The following is a 23112-nucleotide window of genomic DNA, read 5'->3' on the forward strand; positions in this document are numbered from 1 at the left end:
TCGCGAGCAGGCTCGCTCCCACAGTTGATCTGTTGTGAACACAAAACCTGTATTCACTGAAGAACCCTTGTGGGAGCGAGCCTGCTCGCGATGACGTCGGTTCTTCCGCTGAGATTTTAGAGGCAGAAACAAAACAGCCCCCGCTCTTATATAAAAGAAGAAGCAGGGGCTGTTTCGATGCCGCTTGAGACTCAGTGCAAGACCTGGGTCTTACTTGCGATCTTCCAACTTGGTGATGTCACGCGACTCGTAGCCGGTGTACAGCTGGCGTGGACGGCCGATCTTGTACGGGCTGGAGAGCATTTCCTTCCAGTGGGAGATCCAGCCCACGGTGCGCGCCAGGGCGAAGATCACGGTGAACATGCTGGTTGGAATGCCGATCGCCTTGAGGATGATCCCCGAGTAGAAGTCGACGTTCGGGTACAGCGAGCGCTCGATGAAGTACGGGTCGGTCAGGGCGATCTCTTCCAGGCGCATGGCCAGTTCGAGTTGCGGATCGTTCTTGATGCCCAGTTCTTTCAAGACTTCGTCGCAGGTCTGCTTCATCACGGTGGCGCGTGGGTCGCGGTTCTTGTAGACACGGTGACCGAAGCCCATCAGCTTGAACGGATCGTTCTTGTCCTTGGCCTTGGCGATGAACTTGTCGATGTTCGAGACATCGCCGATTTCATCGAGCATGGTCAGCACCGCTTCGTTGGCACCGCCGTGGGCCGGGCCCCAGAGTGCGGCGATACCGGCGGCGATACAGGCGAACGGGTTGGCACCCGAGGAGCCGGCCAGGCGCACGGTGGACGTGGAAGCGTTCTGCTCGTGGTCGGCATGGAGGATGAAGATCCGGTCCATGGCCTTGGCGAGCACCGGGCTGATCGGTTTGATCTCGCACGGGGTGTTGAACATCATATGCAGGAAGTTCTCTGCATAATTGAGGTCGTTGCGCGGGTACATCATGGGTTGGCCCATGGAGTACTTGTAGACCATGGCTGCCAGGGTCGGCATCTTCGCCACCAGGCGGATCGCGGAGATTTCGCGATGCTGGGGGTTATTGATGTCCAGGGAGTCGTGGTAGAAGGCCGAGAGGGCGCCGACAACGCCGCACATGACGGCCATCGGGTGGGCGTCGCGACGGAAGCCGTTGAAGAAGGACTTCAACTGCTCGTGCACCATGGTGTGGTTCTTCACGGTGCTGACGAACTGGGCCTTTTGCTCTGCGGTCGGCAGCTCGCCGTTGAGCAGCAGGTAGCAGGTTTCCAGGTAGTCCGATTTTTCAGCCAGTTGCTCGATCGGGTAGCCGCGGTGCAGCAGGATGCCGTTATCGCCGTCGATGTAGGTGATCTTCGATTCGCACGAGGCGGTCGACATGAAACCTGGGTCGAAGGTGAAACGGCCCGTGGCCGTCAGGCCGCGGACGTCGATTACATCGGGACCAACGGTGCCGGTTAAAATGGGCAGCTCGACGGGGGCTGCGCCCTCGATGATCAACTGCGCTTTTTTGTCAGCCATGTGGCCTCCTATTAATGCTTGGAATCATCAGACAGACCCCCCACGCAGGGCCCGCACCACTATAGTGAGATAAATCCGAATGTCAATTTGCCTAAAGTCTTGCTCCAGAAGGCTTTAACCTGACTTTTTCCTCGAAATTGCCTGCCGTTTACGCCTTTTGCCGCCCATGTGCAATGCGCCATCAGTGGAAGGTGAACGCGTTGTCATTAGTAACCTAACTGTCTATACTCGGCAGCCGACCGCCAGGGGCTTTTGGGCCAGCTTTGCTGGGGGTCGTCACTCCCTGGGTGGTGAGTACCTGACCAGTGCGCGCCGCAACAACTTTGCCCTGATTCTTAGGGGCTCTTCAGTGTGAAAAAAGCCGTGAAAAGCCAACGACCTGTAAACCTAGACCTAAGGACCATCAAACTCCCAGTCACTGCTTACACGTCCATTCTTCACCGTATCTCCGGTGTCATCCTCTTCGTCAGCCTGGCCATCATGCTTTATGCATTGGACAAGTCGCTCGACTCGGAAGAAGGCTTCGGTCAGGTGAAAGCGTGTCTGACCAGTCCGCTAGCCAAGCTAGTGATTTGGGGCATCCTGTCCGCCTTGCTGTATCACCTGGTCGCCGGTGTGCGCCACTTGATCATGGACATGGGCATCGGTGAGACGCTGGAAGGCGGCAAGCTGGGCTCGAAAATCGTTATCGCCGTTTCCGTGGTGGTAATTGTTCTGGCAGGAGTCTGGATATGGTAACCAACGTCACGAACCTTTCGCGTTCGGGCCTCTATGACTGGATGGCGCAGCGTGTGTCTGCGGTCGTTCTCGCGGCTTACTTCATTTTCCTGATCGGATATGTCGTAGCAAACCCTGGCCTGGGCTACGCCCAATGGCATGAACTGTTCGCAAGCAACTGGATGCGTATCTTCAGTCTGCTGGCCCTCGTCGCACTGGGCGCTCACGCCTGGGTCGGCATGTGGACCATCGCCACCGACTACCTGACGCAGATGGCGTTCGGCAAGTCGGCGACTGCCGTACGTTTTCTCTTCCAGGCGGTATGCGGCGTTGCGATGTTCGCTTACTTCGTCTGGGGCGTACAGATTCTCTGGGGTATCTGATCCATGGCTAACATTCCAACTATTTCCTTCGACGCCATCATCATTGGCGGCGGCGGTGCCGGCATGCGCGCAGCGCTGCAACTGGCACAGGGCGGTCACAAGACTGCCGTGATCACCAAGGTTTTCCCGACCCGTTCGCACACCGTGTCCGCCCAGGGCGGCATCACCTGCGCCATCGCTTCGGCCGACCCGAACGATGACTGGCGCTGGCATATGTACGATACCGTCAAGGGTTCCGACTACATCGGTGACCAGGACGCTATCGAGTACATGTGTCAGGAAGGCCCGGCCGCCGTGTTCGAGCTGGACCACATGGGCCTGCCGTTCTCGCGTACCGAAACCGGCCGTATCTACCAGCGTCCGTTCGGTGGTCAGTCCAAGGACTACGGCAAGGGCGGCCAGGCTGCGCGTACCTGCGCGGCGTCCGACCGTACCGGTCACGCCCTGCTGCACACTCTTTATCAAGGCAACCTGAAAGCCGGTACTACGTTCCTGAACGAGTACTACGCCGTTGATCTGGTGAAGAACCAGGACGGCGCTTTCGTCGGCGTGATCGCCATCTGCATCGAAACCGGCGAAACCACCTACATTCGTTCGAAAGCCACCGTGCTGGCGACCGGCGGTGCAGGCCGTATCTACGCTTCCACCACCAACGCCCTGATCAACACCGGCGACGGCGTTGGCATGGCCCTGCGTGCCGGCGTGCCGGTGCAGGACATCGAAATGTGGCAGTTCCACCCGACCGGCATCGCCGGCGCCGGTGTACTGGTCACCGAAGGCTGCCGTGGTGAAGGCGGTTACCTGATCAACAAGCACGGCGAGCGTTTCATGGAGCGTTATGCTCCGAACGCCAAGGACCTTGCCGGTCGTGACGTCGTGGCCCGTTCGATGGTTAAAGAGATCATCGCCGGCAACGGTTGCGGTCCGAATGGCGACCACGTGATGCTCAAGCTGGACCACTTGGGCGAGGAGGTGCTGCACAGCCGCCTGCCAGGCATCTGCGAACTGTCCAAGACCTTCGCTCACGTCGACCCGGTCGTCGCGCCAGTTCCGGTCGTTCCAACCTGCCACTACATGATGGGCGGCGTTGCCACCAACATTCATGGTCAGGCGATCACCCAGGACGCTGAAGGCGTGGACCAGATCATCCCTGGCCTGTTCGCGGTGGGTGAAGTGGCGTGCGTATCGGTTCACGGTGCCAACCGCCTGGGCGGCAACTCGCTGCTCGACCTGGTGGTCTTCGGCCGCGCTGCCGGCCTGCACCTGGAGAAAGCGCTGACCGACGGTATCGAATACCGCGACGCCAGCGACACCGACATCGACGTGGCCCTCAAGCGTCTGGCCGGTCTGAACGAGCGTACCGAAGGCGAAGACGTCGCCACCCTGCGTCGCGAGCTGCAAAGCTGCATGCAGAACTACTTCGGTGTGTTCCGTACCGGTGAGTACATGCAGAAGGGTATCGCCCAGCTGGCGCAATTGCGTGAACGAATCGCCAACGTGAAGATCAACGATAAGTCACAGGCGTTCAACACTGCACGTATCGAAGCGCTGGAGCTGCAGAACCTGCTGGAAGTGGCCGAAGCCACCGCCATCGCGGCAGAAACCCGTAAAGAGTCCCGTGGTGCCCATGCCCGCGAAGACTATGAAGACCGTGACGACGAAAACTGGCTGTGCCACACCTTGTACTTCCCGGGTGAGAAACGTGTCGCCAAGCGTGCCGTGAATTTCTCGCCGAAGACTGTTCCGACTTTCGAACCTAAAGTCCGGACTTATTAAGGGTGACCGCTATGTTGCAAGTCAGTGTTTATCGCTACAACCCTGATCAGGACGCCGCGCCGTTCATGCAGGATTTCCAGGTCGATACCGGTGGTAAGGACCTGATGGTGCTGGACGTGCTGGCCCTGATCAAGGAACAGGACGAAGGTTTCTCCTATCGTCGTTCCTGCCGCGAGGGCGTTTGCGGCTCCGACGGCATGAACATCAACGGCAAGAACGGCCTGGCCTGCATCACGCCGTTGTCTGCCGTGGTAAAAGGCAACAAGTTGATCGTTCGTCCGCTGCCAGGTTTGCCGGTAATCCGTGACCTGGTCGTCGATATGAGCATCTTCTACAAGCAATACGAGAAGGTGAAGCCATTCCTGCAGAACGACACGCCGGCTCCGGCCATCGAGCGTCTGCAGTCCCCGGAAGAGCGTGAGAAGCTCGACGGTCTGTACGAGTGCATCCTGTGCGCCTGCTGCTCGACCTCGTGCCCATCCTTCTGGTGGAACCCGGACAAGTTCCTGGGCCCGGCCGCCCTGCTGCAAGCGTACCGCTTCCTGGCAGACAGCCGTGACACCAAGACGTCCGAGCGTTTGGCGGCATTGGATGACCCGTTCAGCGTATTCCGCTGCCGCGGGATCATGAACTGCGTCAACGTCTGCCCGAAAGGCCTGAACCCGACCAAGGCCATCGGTCACGTACGTAACATGCTGCTGCAAAACGGCGTGTGATTCAGCTGCTGTACCCGTAGAACCGCTGTACCCGTAGAGGCTAGGGCGCGGGCTTCAACCCGCGTCGTAGCATAACCAGAACAGCCGCTCACAAAGCGGCGGTTCTTATTTTTGAAGAAATGAGACAAGCAGGGGCATCCGGGCTGGTACCCGGACTATCAGCGTGATCCTAAGTGGCTTGTTTTAGTCGCTGCACTCGGACTTCTGCAAGTTTGCTCGGTGTTTTCGCCGGTGGTGTTCCCCTAATCGAGGGTGACCAAGCATGCAAGAAAGCGTGATGCAGCGCATGTGGAACAGTGCCCACCTCTCCGGTGGTAACGCTGCCTATGTGGAAGAGCTCTACGAGCTCTACCTGCACGACCCTAACGCTGTGCCAGAAGAATGGCGCACCTACTTTCAGAAGCTGCCCGCCGACGGTAGCTCTGCCACAGATGTTTCGCACTCGACGATTCGCGATCATTTCGTGCTGCTGGCGAAGAACCAGCGCCGCGCCCAACCGGTATCTGCCGGCAGCGTGAGCAGTGAGCACGAGAAAAAGCAAGTCGAAGTGCTGCGATTGATCCAGGCCTACAGGATGCGAGGCCACCAGGCAGCCCAGCTGGACCCGCTGGGGCTGTGGCAGCGTCCTGCACCTGCAGACCTGTCGATCACTCATTACGGCTTGACCAATGCCGATCTTGATACGACCTTCCGTGCCGGCGACCTGTTCATCGGCAAAGAGGAAGCGAGCCTACGCGAAATTCACGAAGCGTTGCAGCAGACATATTGCCGCACCATCGGCGCTGAGTTCACGCACATCACCGATTCCGAGCAGCGCCAGTGGTTCCAGCAGCGTCTGGAAAGCGTGCGCGGGCGTCCGACGTACTCCGCCGACATCAAGACCCATGTGCTGGAGCGCGTGACGGCCGGTGAAGGCCTGGAGAAATACCTGGGCACCAAATACCCGGGCACCAAGCGTTTCGGCCTGGAAGGCGGCGAAAGCCTGATCCCGATGCTCGACGAGCTGATCCAGCGTTCCGGTTCCTATGGCACCAAGGAAGTCGTCATCGGCATGGCCCACCGTGGCCGTCTGAACGTGCTGGTCAACACCTTCGGCAAGAACCCGCGTGAGCTGTTCGACGAGTTCGAAGGCAAGAAGAAGGTCGAGCTGGGCTCCGGTGACGTGAAATACCACCAGGGTTTCTCGTCCAACGTGATGACCACCGGTGGTGAAGTCCACCTGGCCATGGCGTTCAACCCGTCCCACCTGGAAATCGTTTCCCCGGTGGTCGAGGGTTCGGTTCGCGCCCGCCAGGATCGTCGCAACGACCCGACCGGTGAGAAGGTCCTGCCGATCTCCATCCACGGTGATGCGGCATTCGCTGGCCAGGGCGTGGTCATGGAAACCTTCCAGATGTCGCAAACCCGCGGTTTCAAGACCGGCGGCACCGTGCACATCGTGATCAACAACCAGGTCGGTTTCACCATCAGCAACCCGCTGGACTCGCGCTCCACCGAGTACGCCACCGACGTCGCGAAAATGATCCAGGCGCCGATCCTCCATGTGAATGGTGATGATCCGGAAGCCGTGTTGTTCGTGACCCAGCTGGCTATCGATTACCGCATGCAGTTCAAGCGTGACGTGGTGATCGACCTGGTCTGCTACCGTCGTCGCGGCCACAACGAAGCGGACGAGCCAAGCGGCACCCAGCCGCTGATGTACCAGCAGATCACCAAGCAGCGCACCACCCGCGAGCTGTATGCTGATCGCCTGATCCAGGACGGTGTACTGGATGCCGAGCGCGTCCAGGCCAAGGTCGACGAATACCGCAACGCGCTGGACAACGGCCTGCACGTGGTGAAAAGCCTGGTCAAGGAGCCGAACAAAGAGTTGTTCGTGGACTGGCGCCCATACCTGGGTCACGCCTGGACTGCACGTCACGACACGCGTTTCGACCTCAAGACCTTGCAGGAACTGTCCGCGAAGCTGCTGGAAATTCCGGAAGGCTTCGTGGTCCAGCGCCAGGTCGCGAAGATCTACGAAGACCGTCAGAAAATGCAAGCCGGCGGCCTGCCGATCAACTGGGGCTACGCCGAAACCATGGCGTACGCGACCCTGGCGTTCGAAGGTCACCCGATCCGCATGACCGGCCAGGACATCGGCCGCGGTACGTTCTCGCACCGTCATGCCGTCCTGCACAACCAGAAAGATGCCAGCACCTACATTCCGCTGAAGAACCTGTACAAGGGCCAGCCGTTGTTCGACCTGTACGACTCCTTCCTGTCGGAAGAGGCCGTACTGGCATTCGAATACGGTTACTCGACTACCACGCCGAACGCGCTGGTGATCTGGGAAGCCCAGTTCGGTGACTTCGCCAACGGTGCACAGGTCGTGATCGACCAGTTCATCACCAGTGGCGAGCATAAGTGGGGTCGTCTCTGCGGCCTGACCATGCTGTTGCCGCACGGCTATGAAGGTCAGGGCCCCGAGCACTCCTCGGCGCGTCTGGAGCGTTACCTGCAATTGTGCGCCGAGCACAACATCCAGGTGTGCATGCCAACCACGCCGGCACAGATCTACCACTTGCTGCGCCGTCAGGTGATTCGTCCGCTGCGCAAGCCTCTGGTCGTCCTGACACCGAAGTCGCTGCTGCGTCACAAACTGGCTGTTTCGACGCTCGAAGACCTGGCCGACGGTTCGTTCCAGACCGTTATCCCGGAAATCGATGCCCTGGACCCGAAAAAGGTCGAGCGCATTGTTCTGTGCAGCGGCAAGGTCTACTACGACCTGCTGGAAAAACGCCGTGCCGAAGGCCGTGAAGATATTGCCATCGTGCGTATCGAGCAGCTGTACCCATTCCCTGAGGACGACTTGAAGGAAGTCCTGGCGCCTTACACCAATGCCAAAGCGGCTGTCTGGTGTCAGGAAGAGCCGATGAACCAGGGCGCGTGGTACTGCAGCCAACACCACCTGCGTCGCAGCATCAGCTACCTCAACAAGTCGCTCGTACTCGAATACGCGGGCCGTGAGGCTTCTGCTGCACCGGCATGTGGTTACGCATCGATGCACGCCGAGCAGCAGGAACAACTGCTGCAAGACGCGTTTACCGTTTAACGCCTTCGCGCACCTGAAACCGAATTTAAGGAACCAAAGACAATGGCTATCGAGATCAAAGCCCCCACTTTCCCGGAATCGGTTGCCGATGGCACCGTTGCCACCTGGCACAAGCAACCGGGCGACGCCGTCAAGCGTGACGAACTGATCGTCGACATCGAGACCGACAAGGTCGTGCTGGAAGTGTTGGCCACCGCAGACGGCGTGCTGGGCGCGATCGTCAAGAACGAAGGCGATACCGTCCTGTCCGACGAAGTGCTGGGCTCGATCGTTGAAGGTGGCGCTGCAGCCGCTGCTCCTGCCGCCGCGGCTGCTCCTGCCGCTGCCCAGGCTGCTGCTCCAGCTGCCGATGGCGAAGACGATCCGGTTGCCGCGCCTGCGGCCCGCAAGATCGCTGAAGAGAATGGCATCAACATCGCTTCCGTTGCCGGCACCGGCAAGGGTGGTCGTGTGACCAAGGAAGACGTGGTTGCCGCCGTGGCTGCCAAGAAAGCCGCTCCAGCCGCCGCTCCGTCCAAGCCTGCCGCGCCAGCTGCCGCCGCTCCGGTGTTCGCTGCCGGTGATCGTGTTGAAAAACGCGTTCCGATGACCCGCCTGCGTGCCAAGGTTGCCGAGCGTCTGGTCGAAGCCCAGTCGAACATGGCGATGCTGACCACCTTCAACGAAGTGGACATGACCGAAGTCATGGCACTGCGTTCGAAGTACAAGGACCTGTTCGAGAAGAGCCACAACGGGGTACGCCTGGGCTTCATGTCGTTCTTCGTCAAGGCTGCCACCGAAGCGCTGAAACGCTTCCCGGCGGTCAACGCGTCGATCGACGGTTCCGACATCGTCTACCACGGTTACGCCGACATCGGTGTGGCTGTTTCCAGCGACCGTGGCCTGGTGGTGCCGGTACTGCGCAACGCCGAGCTGATGAGCCTGGCCGAAATCGAAGGCGGCATCGCCACCTTCGGCAAGAAAGCCCGTGACGGCAAACTGTCCATCGAAGAGATGACCGGCGGTACGTTCACCATCACCAACGGTGGTACATTCGGTTCGATGATGTCGACCCCGATCGTCAACCCGCCACAAGCGGCGATCCTGGGTATGCACAACATCATCCAGCGTCCGATGGCAATCAACGGTCAAGTCGTGATTCGTCCGATGATGTACCTGGCACTGTCCTACGATCACCGTCTGATCGACGGTAAAGAAGCCGTGACGTTCCTGGTGACCATCAAGAACCTGCTTGAAGATCCGGCTCGCCTGCTCCTGGATATTTAAAAAGCAGCTACAAGCTGCAAGCGCCAAGCCTCAAGCCCACTGCGGGCGAGGTTTGAGCTTGTAGCTTGCGGCTTATAGCTTGCAGCTAAAAGGAATCTTTTTCATGACTCAGAAATTCGACGTGGTAGTGATTGGTGCGGGCCCTGGTGGCTATGTAGCGGCCATCAAGGCTGCGCAACTTGGCCTGACCACTGCCTGCATCGAGAAATACACCGATGGTGAAGGGAAGCTGGCCCTTGGCGGTACTTGCCTGAACGTCGGCTGCATTCCTTCCAAGGCGCTGCTGGACAGTTCCTGGAAATACAAGGAAGCGAAAGAAAGCTTCAACGTCCACGGCATCTCCACCGGCGAAGTCAAGATGGACGTCGCAGCGATGGTTGGCCGCAAGGCTGGCATCGTCAAGAACCTGACTGGCGGCGTTGCTACCCTGTTCAAGGCCAACGGCGTGACCTCGATTCAGGGCCACGGCAAGCTGTTGCTGGGCAAGAAAGTCGAAGTGACCAAGCCCGACGGCTCGGTTGAAGTGATCGAAGCCGAGAACGTCATCCTGGCTCCGGGTTCGCGTCCGATCGACATCCCACCGGCTCCAGTCGATCAGAAAGTGATCGTCGACTCCACCGGCGCCCTGGAATTCCAGTCCGTGCCGAAGCGCCTGGGCGTGATCGGCGCCGGCGTGATCGGCCTGGAGCTGGGTTCGGTATGGTCGCGCCTGGGTGCGCAAGTGACCGTGCTCGAAGCCCTCGACACCTTCCTGATGGCCGCCGACACCGCGGTTTCCAAGGAAGCGCTGAAGACCCTGACCAAGCAAGGCCTGGACATCAAGCTGGGCGCTCGCGTAACCGGTTCGAAAGTCACCGGCGAAGAAGTTGTGGTCAACTACACCGACGCCAACGGCGAACAGACCATCACTTTCGACAAGCTGATCGTTGCAGTGGGCCGTCGTCCGGTGACCACCGATCTGCTGTCTGCTGATTGCGGCGTGGTGATCGACGAGCGTGGTTTCATCGCGGTCGATGACCACTGCGCAACCGACGTACCGGGCGTCTACGCCATCGGTGACGTGGTTCGCGGCATGATGCTGGCCCACAAGGCTTCCGAAGAAGGCATCATGGTCGTCGAGCGCATCAAGGGCCACAAGGCCCAGATGAACTACGACCTGATCCCATCGGTTATCTACACCCACCCGGAAATCGCATGGGTCGGTAAAACCGAGCAGACCTTGAAAGGCGAGGGCGTCGAGGTTAACGTCGGCACCTTCCCGTTCGCCGCCAGTGGCCGTGCCATGGCAGCCAACGATACCGGCGGTTTCGTGAAAGTCATCGCCGATGCCAAGACGGATCGCGTGTTGGGCGTTCACGTCATTGGCCCGAGCGCTGCCGAGCTGGTACAGCAAGGCGCGATCGCGATGGAATTCGGCACCAGCGCTGAAGACCTGGGCATGATGGTCTTCTCCCATCCGACCCTGTCCGAAGCCTTGCACGAAGCGGCCCTGGCCGTAAATGGCGGCGCCATCCACGTGGCCAACCGCAAGAAGCGTTAATCGATAATAAGAAACCACGGCGGTTCGGCCCGTCGTGAGCCTTGCGAGCAAGACTCACCGCGGAATGTCCGCTGGACGCAGTCTTGCGTAGCTCTGCCGGTTCACCGGAAGGCTACGCAAGCAGCAGTCACAGGTGGTGCGGCACTAAACTGGTGCAGCACCGAATGCGCAGTACCTAACGAAGACGGTAATAAGCATGAATCTTCACGAGTATCAGGGTAAGCAGCTGTTCGCTGAATACGGCCTGCCAGTATCCACAGGCTACGCGGTAGACACCCCGGAAGCGGCAGCAGAAGCTTGCGACAAAATCGGCGGCAGCGAGTGGGTTGTCAAAGCCCAGGTTCACGCCGGTGGTCGCGGTAAAGCGGGCGGCGTAAAGCTGGTTCGCAGCAAAGAAGACGCCAAAGCCTTCGCACAGCAGTGGCTGGGCAAGCGTCTGGTGACCTACCAGACTGACGCCAATGGTCAGCCGGTCACCAAAATCCTGGTTGAATCGTGCACTGATATCGCTAAAGAGCTGTACCTGGGCGCTGTCGTAGACCGTTCGAGCCGCCGCATCGTGTTCATGGCTTCCACCGAAGGTGGCGTGGACATCGAGAAAATCGCTCACGACACTCCAGAAAAAATTCTGAAAGCCACTATCGATCCACTGGTTGGCGCTCAGCCATTCCAGGGGCGCGAGCTGGCATTCCAGCTGGGCCTGGAAGGCAAGCAGGTCACTCAATTCGCCAAGATCTTCGTCGGTCTGGCCAAGCTGTTCCAGGACCACGACCTGGCACTGCTGGAAGTGAACCCGCTGGTGATCAAGGCCGACGGCGACCTGCACTGCCTCGATGCCAAGATCAACATCGACGCCAACGCCATGTACCGTCAGCCTAAGCTGAAGACTTTCCACGATCCGTCCCAGGACGATCCGCGCGAAGCGCACGCTGCCAAGTTCGAACTGAACTACGTAGCCCTGGAAGGTAACATCGGCTGCATGGTCAACGGTGCCGGTCTGGCCATGGGTACCATGGACATCGTCAACCTGCACGGCGGCAAGCCAGCCAACTTCCTCGACGTGGGCGGCGGTGCTACCAAGGAACGCGTAACCGAAGCGTTCAAGATCATCCTGTCCGACACCAATGTCGCAGCAGTACTGGTCAACATCTTCGGCGGCATCGTTCGTTGCGACATGATTGCCGAAGGCATCATCGGCGCGGTGAAAGAAGTCGGCGTGAAAATCCCGGTTGTTGTTCGCCTTGAAGGCAACAACGCTGAGCTGGGCGCTAAAGTACTGGCAGAAAGCGGTTTGAACATCATCGCTGCTACCAGCCTGACCGACGCTGCTCAACAAGTCGTCAAAGCTGCGGAGGGCAAATAATGAGCGTCCTGATCAATAAAGACACCAAGGTTATCTGCCAGGGTATTACCGGTTCGCAAGGTAGCTTCCACACCCAGCAAGCCATCGAATACGGCACCCAGATGGTTGGCGGCGTAACTCCGGGCAAAGGCGGCACCGAGCACCTGGGCCTGCCTGTCTTCAACACCGTCAAGGACGCTGTTGCTGCCACTGGCGCTACCGCCAGCGTGATTTATGTTCCGGCTCCTTTCTGCAAGGATTCCATCCTGGAAGCGGCGTTCGGCGGCATCAAGCTGATCGTGTGCATCACCGAAGGCATCCCGACCATCGACATGCTGGAAGCCAAGGTCAAGTGCGACGAGCTGGGTATCACCCTGATCGGCCCTAACTGCCCAGGCGTGATCACCCCAGGCGAGTGCAAGATCGGCATCATGCCAGGTCACATTCACTTGCCAGGCAAGGTCGGTATCGTGTCCCGTTCCGGCACCCTGACTTACGAAGCCGTGAAGCAGACCACTGACGCCGGTTTCGGTCAGTCCACCTGCGTCGGCATCGGTGGTGACCCGATCCCGGGCTCCAACTTCATCGACATCCTGAAGCTGTTCCAGGAAGACCCGAAGACCGAAGCGATCGTGATGATCGGTGAGATCGGCGGTTCCGCTGAAGAAGAAGCCGCAGCCTTCATCAAGGCCAACGTGACCAAGCCGGTTGTGTCCTACATCGCAGGCGTGACTGCTCCTCCGGGCAAGCGCATGGGCCATGCTGGCGCAATCATCTCTGGCGGCAAAGGCACTGCAGACGAGAAATTCGCTGCGCTGCAAGACGCAGGCGTGAAAACCGTGCGTTCGCTGGCAGACATCGGCAAGGCCCTGGCCGAGCTGACTGGCTGGGAAATGAAGAAGTAAGCTTCGGCTGACCTTCTCGTTCCAGCAACAAAGGCCACCTTCGGGTGGCCTTTGTCGTTTCTGGTATTGGAAAACCTTATAGGTAGCTATGGGTTTTTGTGGCGAGGGGATTTATCCCCGCTGGGCTGCGAAGCAGCCCCCAAGCAATCGAGCGCGGTTTATCTGGAGGATTGCGGTTACCCTATTGGGGCTGCTTCGCAGCCCAGCGGGGATAAATCCCCTCGCCACAAGAAGCCTGCCCTGTTCCTGAAGAAAAGGGACAGGTGGAAAAATAGATACGTAAACGCGACACGGAAATGTCGTGTATCGGATACTTCGCCCCTTAACAGTGCGTTTGTCGCTCAAATTCGTTAGGCTAGCGTCCATTTTTGCGCTCGCGGCTCACAAGGAAGCGGCGCGCTAAACGGGTCGGTCTTATACGGATCGACAGCATTTCCCTCACCCATAAGGGAAATCCCTCTCTAAATTCCGATTCAGTAGTGTGGTTTCCTTAATGAAAGTGTTGAAAGGCCAGGACATCCTGGCGCTTGGTTTCATGACCTTTGCCCTGTTCGTCGGGGCCGGTAACATCATCTTCCCGCCTATCGTCGGTTTGCAGTCCGGGCCTCATGTCTGGATGGCGGCGTTGGGCTTCCTGATCACCGCGGTCGGATTGCCGGTCATCACCGTCGTTGCGCTGGCCAAGGTCGGTGGGGCGATGGATGCCTTGAGCAGCCCCATCGGCAAGATCGCCGGTGGCCTGCTGGCGGCAGTCTGCTACCTCGCTGTCGGCCCGCTGTTCGCCACGCCACGCACCGCCACCGTCTCGTTCGAAGTCGGCCTGGCGCCGTTGACCGGTGAAAGTCCGCTGGCGCTGTTTCTCTACAGTGCCGTGTATTTCCTGGTGGTGTTCTTTATCTCGCTTTATCCGGGCCGGCTGCTTGACACTGTCGGACGTTTCCTCGCGCCGCTGAAGATCATCGCCCTGGCCGTACTGGGTATCGCCGCGTTTGCCTTGCCCGCCGGCGATATCGGCGTGGCAACGCCGGAGTACGTGGCGGCGCCGTTCTCCCAAGGGTTCATCAATGGTTACCTGACCATGGACACCCTCGGGGCGCTGGTATTCGGCATCGTCATCGTGAACGCGATCCGTTCCCGTGGCGTCGAGTCGCCGGCCCTGATCACCCGCTACGCCATCATTGCCGGGCTGATCGCCGGAGTGGGCCTGGCGTTGGTCTACGTCAGCCTGTTCCGCCTGGGCTCGGGCAGCCACGAGGTGGCCATGGGCGCGACGAATGGCGCCGCGGTGCTGCATGCCTATGTACAACATACGTTTGGTGGTCTGGGCAGTGGTTTCCTGGCCGTGCTGATCTCCCTGGCCTGCCTGGTGACCGCGGTCGGCCTGACCTGCGCCTGCGCGGAATATTTCAGCCGCGTCCTGCCCCTGTCCTATCGGACGCTGGTGGTGATCCTGGCAGCGTTTTCGCTGCTGGTGTCCAACCTGGGCCTGACCAAGCTGATCGCATTCTCGATCCCGGTTCTGACCGCGATCTACCCGCCGTGTATCGCCCTGGTGGCCCTGAGCTTCTGCAAGGACTTCTGGCACGAGCAGGGTCGTATCGTTGGCCCGGTGATGCTGGTGTCGCTGCTGTTCGGCCTGGTCGACGCCCTGAAGGGTGCCGGGCTGGCGGATTGGATGCCTTCGCAACTGGCCCATCTGCCTCTGAGCGAGCAGGGACTGGCCTGGCTGGTGCCTTCGGTGATGACTTTGGCGGTGGCCGTGGTCTGTGATCGCCTGCTGGGCAAGCGCAGCGAAGCGCTGGCTTAAGCGACCCACCGGCAGGAACTGAAATGCCCCGTATCAATCGATACGGGGCATTTTTTTTGGATGCCGTGTCTTTTTTCGTGAGCTAACGTCGAAGCACTGTCCTGAAAAGTTTACATAGCCCATTGTGGGAGCAAGCCCATTCCGACAGGGTTCACTGCAAGCTGCTCCATGTTCATGTCATACAAGGAATCGAATGTCATTCATCCAAGCCAATCTGACTCATCTTCTCGCCGCCGTCTGGTTCATCGTCTGCTGGGGCGGCTATACCCGTTATGCCACGTGGAAGGCCCGTGATACGGCCTGCCTGGCCAGTGTGATGCATCTGTATCGGGAAGACTGGATGCGCCGGATGTTGCTGCGCGAAAACCGTATTGCCGATGCCAGCGTGATTGGCAACCTGGAGCGCAATGCCTCGTTCTTCGCCTCCAGCACGCTGATCATCCTGGCCGGTATTCTGACGGTACTGGGGGCGTCGGATCGGGCGGTGTCGTTGCTGGCGGACCTGCCGCTGGTGCAGCAGGCTTCCCAAGGGCTGGCGGAAGTCAAATTACTGTGCCTGGCCTTGGTGTTTGTCTACGCGTTCTTCACCTTCAGCTGGTGCATGCGTCAATACAACTTCGCGGCGGTCCTGGTGGGGTCGGCACCGATGATCGGTGAAAGACATGTGTCGGAACAGGAGCGCAGGGCCTTTGCATTACGGGCGGCGCGGGTGATTTCGATGGCGGCCAACCAGTTCAACTTTGGCCTGCGTTCTTATTATTTCGGCATGTCCATGTTGGCGTGGTTCGTCAGCCCCTGGTTATTCATGTTGATGAGCGCCGGTGTGGTGTTCGTGCTTTACCGTCGGGAATTTCATTCCGATGTGCTGGATGTCATGGTCTATACCCCGACTGAGGCTCCCCCCGCCGAAGTGACCAAGGACGTGGTCTGAGCGACTGGGCCAAGCTGAATGGAAGACAAAAGAAAACCCGCACCAGGCGGGTTTTCTTTTGTGGCTAAAACCGTATCAGTTGGTTTTAGGCGCGGTGGCAGGGGCTTGTTCCTGCGTGGCGGCATTGTTCGATTCGGCCTGATCTTTGGCGGCTTCGGCGTTTTCTTTTGCCGCTTCGTTCACTTTATCCTGTGCTTCGCCCATTTTTTGCTGAGCTTCTTGGGAATGTTGGGCGGCATCTTGAGCTTTGTCCTCGGATTTTTTATCGCAGGCAGCGAGACCGAGGGAGGCGGTCAACATCAAGGCAATAGCTAAAGTCTTACGCATGGGGTGTTTCTCCTTATGGAAATAACTACTGGCCTTTTGAGCCACCCCCCACGGGTAAGTTCCTCTTTTGCGACAGATATATAACTCCGTGTTGGAACGGAACTTTATCGCATTGCCGGTTTTGCGCTTGCGTCACTTATAAAGGGCCTTGATCGAATGGCTGAAAACCCCATTTTTGAGCGTGCGACCCGTTTTTTATCCGCACTGCGGCACTGTCAGGTGCTGGGTTTGAAGTTGCACAGCGCCAGCGAGGAAGGGCTGACGCTGGTGCTGCCTTTCAGCCCCCGGATTGTCGGCAACCCCCTCACAGGCATCATCCATGGTGGTGCATTGACGTCATTGATGGATACCGCGTGCGGCATGTCGACCCTGTGCGTGCTGCCTGAGTTCGAGGTCTGTCCGACCCTCGACCTGCGTATCGATTACATGCATGCCGCGGCGCCAGACAAGGACGTCTACGGCTTCGCCCAGTGTTATCGGGTCACGCCGGACGTGATCTTCACGCGGGGTTTTGCCTATCAAGACGACCCCGAACAGCCCATCGCCCACGTGGTGGGTACATTCATGCGCCTGGGCCAGCATGCCAGGGGCCTCGGCAGGGCCGGGGCAGGCAAGTCATGACTGATCTTATTCGCGAACAATTGCGCCAAGCCTGCGAGCAAGGCGACTATGGGCTATTGATGGCCTCGATCCCTTATGCACAGTTGATCGGCGCCGAATGCATCCGACAGGGCGATGAGCTGCTGTTTCGCCTGCCGGCCAGCCCGGAAAACATTGGTAACCCTTTATTGCCTGCGATCCATGGCGGTGTCATTGCCGGTTTCATGGAGCTGTCGGCGGCCGTTCATCTGCTGATCGTCACCCGCACGCCGGGTGTGCCGAAAATCATCGACTTCTCCCTGGATTACCTGCGCGCCGGGCAGTTTCGCGACACCTATGCCAAGTGCCAGGTCTGGCGCCAGGGGCGACGGGTAGCCAACGTGGCCATCACGGCCTGGCAGGACGACGCGGCCGGGCCCATCGCGACCGCGCGGGCGCATTTCAAGATCCAGGAGCCCGCAAAGCCGACCCACCCTTGAAATTATCAGGGGCGCCCCCACCTTGAGGTCATCCCGCCGCCGACTCAGCGAGGCGGACACCACCATCCACTTGGAGTTTGATGACAATGAGCGTGGAAACTCAAAAGGAAACCCTGGGCTTCCAGACCGAGGTAAAGCAACTGCTGCACCTGATGATTCACTCGCTGTATTCGAACAAGGAAATTTTCCTTCGCGAGCTGATCTCGAATGCCTCTGACGCTGTCGACAAATTACGTTTCGAAGCCCTGTCCAAGCCAGAATTGCTGGAAGGCGGCGCTGAGCTGAAAATCCGCGTGAGCTTCGACAAGGACGCGAAAACCATCACCCTGGAAGACAACGGCATCGGCATGAGCCGCGAAGAGGTGATCACTCACCTGGGCACCATCGCCAAATCCGGCACCGCCGACTTCATGAAGAACCTGACCGGTGACCAGAAGAAGGATTCCCACCTGATCGGTCAATTCGGCGTCGGTTTCTATTCCGCGTTCATTGTGGCCGATCATGTCGAAGTCTTCAGCCGCCGTGCCGGCCTCGCCGCGAGCGAAGGTGTGCACTGGTCGTCCAAGGGCGAAGGCGAGTTCGAGGTTGCCACCCTCGACAAGGCCGATCGCGGAACCCGCATCGTGCTGCACCTCAAGTCCGGCGAAGACGAGTTCGCCGATGGCTGGCGCCTGCGCAACATCATCAAGAAATACTCCGACCACATCGCGCTGCCGATCGAGTTGCCGAAGCAGGTCGCCGCTGCCGAGGGCGAAGAAAAGCCTGAAGTGGAATGGGAAACCGTCAACCGCGCCAGTGCCCTGTGGACTCGCCCACGCACCGAGGTGAAGGATGAGGAATACCAGGAGTTCTACAAACACATCGCCCATGATTACGAGAACCCGCTGAGCTGGAGCCATAACAAGGTCGAAGGCAAGCTGGAATACAACTCGTTGCTGTACGTGCCGGCCCGCGCACCGTTCGATCTGTACCAGCGCGAAGCCCCTCGTGGCCTGAAGCTGTACGTGCAACGTGTATTCGTGATGGACCAGGCCGAATCGTTCCTGCCGCTCTACCTGCGCTTCATCAAGGGCGTGGTGGACTCCAACGACCTGTCCCTGAACGTCTCGCGGGAAATCCTGCAGAAAGATCCGATCATCGACTCCATGAAGTCGGCGCTGACCAAGCGTGTGCTGGATATGCTGGAGAAACTGGCGAAGAACGAGCCCGAACAGTACAAGAACTTCTGGAAAAACTTCGGTCAGGTAATGAAGGAAGGTCCGGCCGAGGACTTCGCCAACAAGGAAAAAATTGCCAGCCTGCTGCGTTTTGCCTCGACCCAGGGCGACGATGGCGAACAGATCGTCGGCCTGGCCGATTACCTGGCCCGCGCCAAGGAAGGCCAGGACAAGATCTACTACCTCACCGGTGAGACCTATGCCCAGGTCAAGAACAGTCCGCACCTGGAAGTCTTCCGCAAGAAAGGCATCGAAGTGTTGCTGCTGACCGACCGCATCGACGAGTGGCTGATGAGCTACCTCAACGAGTTCGATGGCAAGAGCTTCGTCGACGTGGCCCGTGGCGACCTGGACCTCGGCAACCTGGATTCGGAAGAAGACAAGAAAGCCGCCGAAGAGATCGCCAAGAGCAAGGAAGGTCTGGTCGAGCGAATCAAGACGGCCTTGGGCGATGCGGTCAGCGAAGTGCGCGTGTCCCACCGCCTGACCGACTCTCCGGCGATCCTGGCCATCGGTGAACAGGACCTCGGCTTGCAGATGCGTCAGATTCTCGAAGCCAGCGGCCAGAAAGTCCCGGACTCCAAGCCGATCTTCGAATTCAACCCGGCTCACCCGTTGCTGGAGAAGCTGGACAACGAACAGAGCGAAGAGCGTTTTGGCGATCTGTCGCACATCCTGTTCGACCAGGCGGCCCTGGCCGCTGGCGACAGCTTGAAGGATCCGGCGGCTTATGTTCGCCGCCTGAACAAGCTGTTGGTGGAACTGTCAGCTTAATCAAGTGCAGGAAAAACCCGCTTCGGCGGGTTTTTCATTTCAGGTGTTCGATTGAAGAGGAGTCTGTCATGAGCCAGATCACGGTTCGCTCACTGGTCTATCAGATCGAAGGTCAACGTTATGAAAGCCGTCTGGCCTTCGACATCAACCAGCAGGGCCCGCGTCCGGGCCTGTTGATGGCGCCGAACTGGATGGGTGTAGGGGCGGGGGCCGAGGAGATCGCCAAGTCGGTGGCGGCCAACGGGTACGTGGTGTTGATTGCCGACCTGTATGGGCAGACGGTACGGCCGACCAACGCCGATGAAGCGGGGGCGGCAATGATGCCGCTCAAGAATGATCGGGCCATGCTGCGCAAGCGCATGCAGGCCGCGCTCGAACAACTGCAAAGCCAGGGCGAGGCGCCGGTCGATGCGTCGAAGCTTGCCACATTCGGTTTCTGCTTCGGCGGCTGCTGTGCCCTGGAGCTGGCCCGTACAGGCGCGCCGCTCAAGGCGGCCATTTCGTTTCACGGCACTCTGGATACGCCGGATCCCGCGGATGCGCGCAACATCCAGGGCGCGGTACTGGTGATGCACGGTGCGTCCGATCCTTTGGTACCCAAGGAACAACTGCCGGCTTTCGAAGACGAAATGAATGCCGCCGGGGTGGATTGGCAACTGCTCAGCTACGGCGGGGCGGTGCATTCGTTTACCGATCCACAAGCCAATGTGCCGGGCAAAATGATGTACGACGCCAAGGTCGCCAACAGGGCGTTCAGGTCAATGCATAACTTGCTGGATGAGGTGTTCAAGGATTGAAATCCGGGACTGGATCCGGGGTTGCCTGTAGTCTGATCCAACGCTATCGCGAGCAAGCTCGCTCCCACATTGACCGAGTTGTTCGCAGCATTTGCTAACCACATCGGTCCACAGTGGGAGCGAGCTTGCTCGCGATGGCTATCTATCAGGCAGTGCAGGATTCAGGGTAACTCAATCCGTTCATTTTCCCCCGGCACGGTCGGCCAATCCCCGGCCGCCCAGCGTCGACGGGCTTCGTCGATCCGGGCCGGGTCGCTGGAGACAAAATTCCAGTTCATCCGTCGCGGCCCGTCCAACGACGCGCCACCGAACAGCACGGCATGGCAATCGCTCTCGGCATACAATGTCATTTCCGCCCCGGCCGGCAGTATTACCAGCGAATGGGGTTCAACCGGTTCTCCCTCCAGTTTCGCTTCACCACTTAACACATACAGTGCCCGTTCTTCATGCTCGGTGGGAATCAGCAGAGTCGTCGCGGTCTGCAGGTTCAGTTCGGCATACAGCGTAGGAGACAACACCGGTACCGGCGATTCCAGGCAGAAGCCTGACCCGGCGATCATGCGGATACGGATCCCCAGAGTGTCGCTGACCGGCAAGGTGCGGGCCGGATGATGGCTGTAGTGCCCCGGTCCTTCTTCATGGGATTTGGGCGAGGCCAGCCAGACTTGCAAGCCGTGCATGACGAAATCACTGCCCAACAGTGCCTCGGGTGTGCGCTCCACATGGGCAATGGCGCTGCCGGCGGTCATCCAACTGACGTCTCCGGCCTCTACCACCTGATCGGAACCGAGGCTGTCCTTGTGCTGGAGTGTGCCTTCGAACAGGTAGGTGAGGGTGGACAGCCCGATGTGGGGGTGTTGGCGGATATTCATGCCTTTACCGGCCGGATAGGTGGTTTGCAGCATGTGGTCGAAAAACACGAAAGGTCCCACGCTGCGGCACTTGGCGGACGGCAGAGGACGGAGAATCGGCTGGCCTTCGACATCTTCTGCACGGGGGCGAACGGTCAGGGACGTGGTCATGGTGTCTTCCAGATTGAGCAACGGAGGCGGTGAGCATAACCCGGTGCCGCCGATGATGGCACAGGCGACTTGAACCCCGGCGGGAAGCGCGGGGTCTATGCTGCTCATGGCCTGTGGAGATTACCCGTTGATCCGTCTGATCATTGCCTGGCTGCTGGTGGTTTTCAGCGTTACTGCCATGGCCCGCGAATATGCCTACAGCGATGCGCACCTGCATTATGTCGATTTCTTCCAGGAAACTGCCGGGATGCCTGAGCTGCTCAAGGCGATGGCTGACAATCGCATCGAGCACGTCATGATTTCCGGCATTCCGGTGGCCAAGAAATGGCATGAAGACGAGCCCAAGCGGCCACGGTATTACGCCGGTGACGATGCGGACGCCTATTGGTACAGCGCCACCGATGTGATCGTCGCGGCGGCGGTGAACAAACTGACGCCTGAACAACGCAAGCACTTCCATCCTTTCCTGTCGGGCTTCAACCCCAACGACAAGAACTCCGCCGCCCACATTCAGCGCATGCTCGATCTGTATCCCGGGTTGTGGCAGGGCATCGGAGAGGTGTTTACTCGGCACGACGATCTGACCGCGCTGACGTCGGGCGATACCCCGAGGGCCAACAACGAGGCGATGACCCGGATCTACCACTTGGCGGCGGAGAGCGACCTGCCGGTGATGTTGCATTCCAACATCACCTCCAAGCGTGAGAAAAATCCACTTTATCTGCCGGAAATCGAAGAGCCGTTGCGTAACCATCCCCACACGCGGTTCATCTGGGCTCATGCCGGCACCAGCATGGAGATCCACCGGCACCAGACCCGACTGGATTTCCTCTTGCCAACATTGAGTCGGATGCTGGAGGCTTACCCGAACTTGTACATTGACCTGTCCTGGAGCCTGCTGACGCCGTATTTGCTGGACGAGGCGGGCGAGCCCCGTCCGGAGTGGGTCGAGTTGGTGGAGCGCTTCCCTGACCGCTTCATGGTGGGGTCGGATGTGGTAGGACGTTTCAACAAACTGGGTCAGGAGCTGCACAGCTTTGATCCGTTCCTGGATGCGTTGCCCGAAGAGGTGGCGAGGAAGGTAGCGCGAGATAATTTCCTGGCGGTGTTGCCGCGTTCCGCCCCCAGATGAGAAACACTTTGTGGTGAGGGGATTTATCCCCGCCGGGCTGCGAAGCAGACCCAAAACGGTCGACTCAACTAATCAGATGGTCCAGTTGTTGGGTTTGGGGCTGCGTTGCAGCCCAGCGGGGATAAATCCCCTCGCCACAATAGCCTTGCAGGGGCATGTAAATCTGCTTTGTCATCAGTCTGTCACGCCCGCGTCATACCCTCGCGCTCATCTCAATCAAGGAGCGCACCATGCAATTCAGCCGTTCAAGCGCACTGTTGGCGCTGTTGTTGACCTGCGGCCTGGCTCAGGCCGAAGTCCGTGTCGAAGGCCCGGTGGAATATGGCGTTTTTGAAGGGGCGCAAGCCGAGCTGCAATCGGGAGAGCGGGTGTTGCGGCGCAGCAACGAACCTATTCGCCAGACCGAAACCGTACCGGCGAAGCTGGGCACCAAGTTTGGCATGCGCTATCAGTTGGTCGGCAAGGTGGCCGATGACCAGCCTTTGACACTTCTGTATTTCACTCCGGGCATTCGGACTGCCGATGGGGTGCTCCATGACAAATTCGAAGTCACCCAGAAGCTGGTACCCGGCGCGCCTCAGGACGTGATGGCTTATGAATTCACCGAGAGCCATGAAGTGGTGCCGGGCGAATGGCGGTTCATGGTGTTCCAGGGCGATCGGTTGCTGACGCAGCAGCGCTTTGTGGTGCGCTGACTCCCCGACCACCGCAAACCCCCTGTGAGAGCGAGCCTGCTCGCGATGACGGCAGCACATTCAACATCACTGCAAGTTGATACACCGCTATC

20 protein-coding genes are annotated in these 23112 nt (G+C 59.2%); 17 read left to right on the forward strand and 3 right to left on the reverse strand.

From position 1 onward, the window contains the following. Positions 1–210: 210 nt before the first annotated feature. Positions 211–1500: a citrate synthase gene (gltA, locus tag EGM97_RS06475; protein ID WP_053149956.1), complete on the reverse strand. Its 1290-nt coding sequence runs from the start codon at positions 1498–1500 to the stop codon at positions 211–213. Positions 1501–1851: 351 nt separating this feature from the next. Here gltA and sdhC point away from each other — a divergent pair, with 351 nt between their 5' ends. The 11 genes from sdhC (at position 1852) to EGM97_RS06530 (ending at position 15977) form a co-directional block, all read left to right on the forward strand. After that, entirely contained in the window at positions 1852–2238 is a 387-nt protein-coding gene (sdhC, locus tag EGM97_RS06480; protein WP_172679607.1) for a succinate dehydrogenase, cytochrome b556 subunit, read from the forward strand. Next, positions 2232–2600 carry a succinate dehydrogenase, hydrophobic membrane anchor protein gene (gene sdhD, locus EGM97_RS06485; protein WP_047698960.1) on the forward strand — a complete coding sequence of 123 codons (369 nt, stop codon included), beginning with the start codon at positions 2232–2234 and terminating at the stop codon, positions 2598–2600. Before sdhC ends, sdhD begins: the two co-directional genes overlap by 7 nt. A gap of 3 nt (positions 2601–2603) precedes the next feature. After that, on the forward strand, positions 2604–4376 hold the full coding sequence (sdhA, locus tag EGM97_RS06490) for a succinate dehydrogenase flavoprotein subunit (RefSeq protein ID WP_053149959.1): 1773 nt from the start codon (positions 2604–2606) through the stop codon (positions 4374–4376). 11 nt (positions 4377–4387) lie between these two features. Next, positions 4388–5092: a succinate dehydrogenase iron-sulfur subunit gene (locus EGM97_RS06495; protein WP_039594133.1), complete on the forward strand. Its 705-nt coding sequence runs from the start codon at positions 4388–4390 to the stop codon at positions 5090–5092. Between the two features lie 262 nt (positions 5093–5354). Then, a complete protein-coding gene (locus EGM97_RS06500; RefSeq protein ID WP_238965462.1) occupies positions 5355–8186 on the forward strand; it encodes a 2-oxoglutarate dehydrogenase E1 component in 2832 nt (943 codons plus the stop codon). 42 nt (positions 8187–8228) lie between these two features. Beyond that, positions 8229–9452: a 2-oxoglutarate dehydrogenase complex dihydrolipoyllysine-residue succinyltransferase gene (odhB, locus tag EGM97_RS06505; protein WP_232777464.1), complete on the forward strand. Its 1224-nt coding sequence runs from the start codon at positions 8229–8231 to the stop codon at positions 9450–9452. Between the two features lie 103 nt (positions 9453–9555). Continuing rightward, entirely contained in the window at positions 9556–10992 is a 1437-nt protein-coding gene (lpdA, locus tag EGM97_RS06510; RefSeq protein ID WP_238965461.1) for a dihydrolipoyl dehydrogenase, read from the forward strand. Positions 10993–11188: 196 nt separating this feature from the next. Further along, positions 11189–12355 carry an ADP-forming succinate--CoA ligase subunit beta gene (gene sucC, locus EGM97_RS06515; protein WP_003179235.1) on the forward strand — a complete coding sequence of 389 codons (1167 nt, stop codon included), beginning with the start codon at positions 11189–11191 and terminating at the stop codon, positions 12353–12355. Further along, a complete protein-coding gene (sucD, locus tag EGM97_RS06520) occupies positions 12355–13239 on the forward strand; it encodes a succinate--CoA ligase subunit alpha (RefSeq protein WP_053149972.1) in 885 nt (294 codons plus the stop codon). The genes sucC and sucD overlap by 1 nt, the downstream gene beginning before the upstream one ends. A gap of 493 nt (positions 13240–13732) precedes the next feature. Next, on the forward strand, positions 13733–15046 hold the full coding sequence (gene brnQ / locus EGM97_RS06525) for a branched-chain amino acid transport system II carrier protein (RefSeq protein WP_238965460.1): 1314 nt from the start codon (positions 13733–13735) through the stop codon (positions 15044–15046). Positions 15047–15239: 193 nt separating this feature from the next. After that, positions 15240–15977 (forward strand): DUF599 domain-containing protein, encoded by a 738-nt coding sequence (locus tag EGM97_RS06530; RefSeq protein ID WP_238965459.1) that lies wholly within the window; start codon positions 15240–15242, stop codon positions 15975–15977. 75 nt (positions 15978–16052) lie between these two features. Here the strand turns inward: EGM97_RS06530 and EGM97_RS06535 are convergent, their stop codons facing one another. After that, positions 16053–16304 carry a hypothetical protein gene (locus EGM97_RS06535; RefSeq protein WP_238965458.1) on the reverse strand — a complete coding sequence of 84 codons (252 nt, stop codon included), beginning with the start codon at positions 16302–16304 and terminating at the stop codon, positions 16053–16055. Between the two features lie 156 nt (positions 16305–16460). Between EGM97_RS06535 and EGM97_RS06540 the strand changes: the two genes are divergently transcribed. The 4 genes from EGM97_RS06540 (at position 16461) to EGM97_RS06555 (ending at position 20171) form a co-directional block, all read left to right on the forward strand. Then, a complete protein-coding gene (locus EGM97_RS06540) occupies positions 16461–16925 on the forward strand; it encodes a PaaI family thioesterase (protein ID WP_238965457.1) in 465 nt (154 codons plus the stop codon). Further along, positions 16922–17383 (forward strand): PaaI family thioesterase, encoded by a 462-nt coding sequence (locus EGM97_RS06545; protein ID WP_238965456.1) that lies wholly within the window; start codon positions 16922–16924, stop codon positions 17381–17383. Before EGM97_RS06540 ends, EGM97_RS06545 begins: the two co-directional genes overlap by 4 nt. Positions 17384–17469: 86 nt before the next feature. Beyond that, positions 17470–19374 (forward strand): molecular chaperone HtpG, encoded by a 1905-nt coding sequence (gene htpG / locus EGM97_RS06550; RefSeq protein WP_238965455.1) that lies wholly within the window; start codon positions 17470–17472, stop codon positions 19372–19374. 68 nt (positions 19375–19442) lie between these two features. Next, positions 19443–20171, forward strand: a complete 729-nt coding sequence (locus EGM97_RS06555) for a dienelactone hydrolase family protein (RefSeq protein WP_238965454.1) — start codon at positions 19443–19445, stop codon at positions 20169–20171. A 161-nt stretch (positions 20172–20332) separates the two neighbouring features. Here the strand turns inward: EGM97_RS06555 and EGM97_RS06560 are convergent, their stop codons facing one another. Then, entirely contained in the window at positions 20333–21193 is an 861-nt protein-coding gene (locus EGM97_RS06560; protein ID WP_238965528.1) for a pirin family protein, read from the reverse strand. 178 nt (positions 21194–21371) lie between these two features. Between EGM97_RS06560 and EGM97_RS06565 the strand changes: the two genes are divergently transcribed. Beyond that, positions 21372–22325 (forward strand): amidohydrolase family protein, encoded by a 954-nt coding sequence (locus EGM97_RS06565; protein ID WP_238965527.1) that lies wholly within the window; start codon positions 21372–21374, stop codon positions 22323–22325. A 230-nt stretch (positions 22326–22555) separates the two neighbouring features. After that, complete coding sequence (locus EGM97_RS06570) at positions 22556–23020, forward strand: DUF3859 domain-containing protein (RefSeq protein ID WP_238965453.1); 465 nt, start codon at positions 22556–22558, stop codon at positions 23018–23020. Positions 23021–23112 lie beyond the last annotated feature (92 nt).

The sequence above is a fragment of the Pseudomonas sp. AF32 genome, from assembly GCF_022342325.2.
Classification (GTDB): Bacteria; Pseudomonadota; Gammaproteobacteria; order Pseudomonadales; family Pseudomonadaceae; genus Aquipseudomonas; species Aquipseudomonas uvaldensis.

What these genes read in the sequence shown, in the direction of transcription:
- gltA (WP_053149956.1), bottom strand. Translation starts at nt 1,500, where the DNA reads ATGGCTGACAAAAAAGCGCAGTTGATCATCGAGGGCGCAGCCCCCGTC.
- sdhD (WP_047698960.1), top strand. Translation starts at nt 2,232, where the DNA reads ATGGTAACCAACGTCACGAACCTTTCGCGTTCGGGCCTCTATGACTGG.
- sdhA (WP_053149959.1), top strand. Translation starts at nt 2,604, where the DNA reads ATGGCTAACATTCCAACTATTTCCTTCGACGCCATCATCATTGGCGGC.
- EGM97_RS06495 (WP_039594133.1), top strand. Translation starts at nt 4,388, where the DNA reads ATGTTGCAAGTCAGTGTTTATCGCTACAACCCTGATCAGGACGCCGCG.
- EGM97_RS06500 (WP_238965462.1), top strand. Translation starts at nt 5,355, where the DNA reads ATGCAAGAAAGCGTGATGCAGCGCATGTGGAACAGTGCCCACCTCTCC.
- odhB (WP_232777464.1), top strand. Translation starts at nt 8,229, where the DNA reads ATGGCTATCGAGATCAAAGCCCCCACTTTCCCGGAATCGGTTGCCGAT.
- lpdA (WP_238965461.1), top strand. Translation starts at nt 9,556, where the DNA reads ATGACTCAGAAATTCGACGTGGTAGTGATTGGTGCGGGCCCTGGTGGC.
- sucC (WP_003179235.1), top strand. Translation starts at nt 11,189, where the DNA reads ATGAATCTTCACGAGTATCAGGGTAAGCAGCTGTTCGCTGAATACGGC.
- sucD (WP_053149972.1), top strand. Translation starts at nt 12,355, where the DNA reads ATGAGCGTCCTGATCAATAAAGACACCAAGGTTATCTGCCAGGGTATT.
- brnQ (WP_238965460.1), top strand. Translation starts at nt 13,733, where the DNA reads ATGAAAGTGTTGAAAGGCCAGGACATCCTGGCGCTTGGTTTCATGACC.
- EGM97_RS06530 (WP_238965459.1), top strand. Translation starts at nt 15,240, where the DNA reads ATGTCATTCATCCAAGCCAATCTGACTCATCTTCTCGCCGCCGTCTGG.
- EGM97_RS06535 (WP_238965458.1), bottom strand. Translation starts at nt 16,304, where the DNA reads ATGCGTAAGACTTTAGCTATTGCCTTGATGTTGACCGCCTCCCTCGGT.
- EGM97_RS06540 (WP_238965457.1), top strand. Translation starts at nt 16,461, where the DNA reads ATGGCTGAAAACCCCATTTTTGAGCGTGCGACCCGTTTTTTATCCGCA.
- EGM97_RS06545 (WP_238965456.1), top strand. Translation starts at nt 16,922, where the DNA reads ATGACTGATCTTATTCGCGAACAATTGCGCCAAGCCTGCGAGCAAGGC.
- htpG (WP_238965455.1), top strand. Translation starts at nt 17,470, where the DNA reads ATGAGCGTGGAAACTCAAAAGGAAACCCTGGGCTTCCAGACCGAGGTA.
- EGM97_RS06555 (WP_238965454.1), top strand. Translation starts at nt 19,443, where the DNA reads ATGAGCCAGATCACGGTTCGCTCACTGGTCTATCAGATCGAAGGTCAA.
- EGM97_RS06560 (WP_238965528.1), bottom strand. Translation starts at nt 21,193, where the DNA reads ATGACCACGTCCCTGACCGTTCGCCCCCGTGCAGAAGATGTCGAAGGC.
- EGM97_RS06565 (WP_238965527.1), top strand. Translation starts at nt 21,372, where the DNA reads ATGGCCCGCGAATATGCCTACAGCGATGCGCACCTGCATTATGTCGAT.
- EGM97_RS06570 (WP_238965453.1), top strand. Translation starts at nt 22,556, where the DNA reads ATGCAATTCAGCCGTTCAAGCGCACTGTTGGCGCTGTTGTTGACCTGC.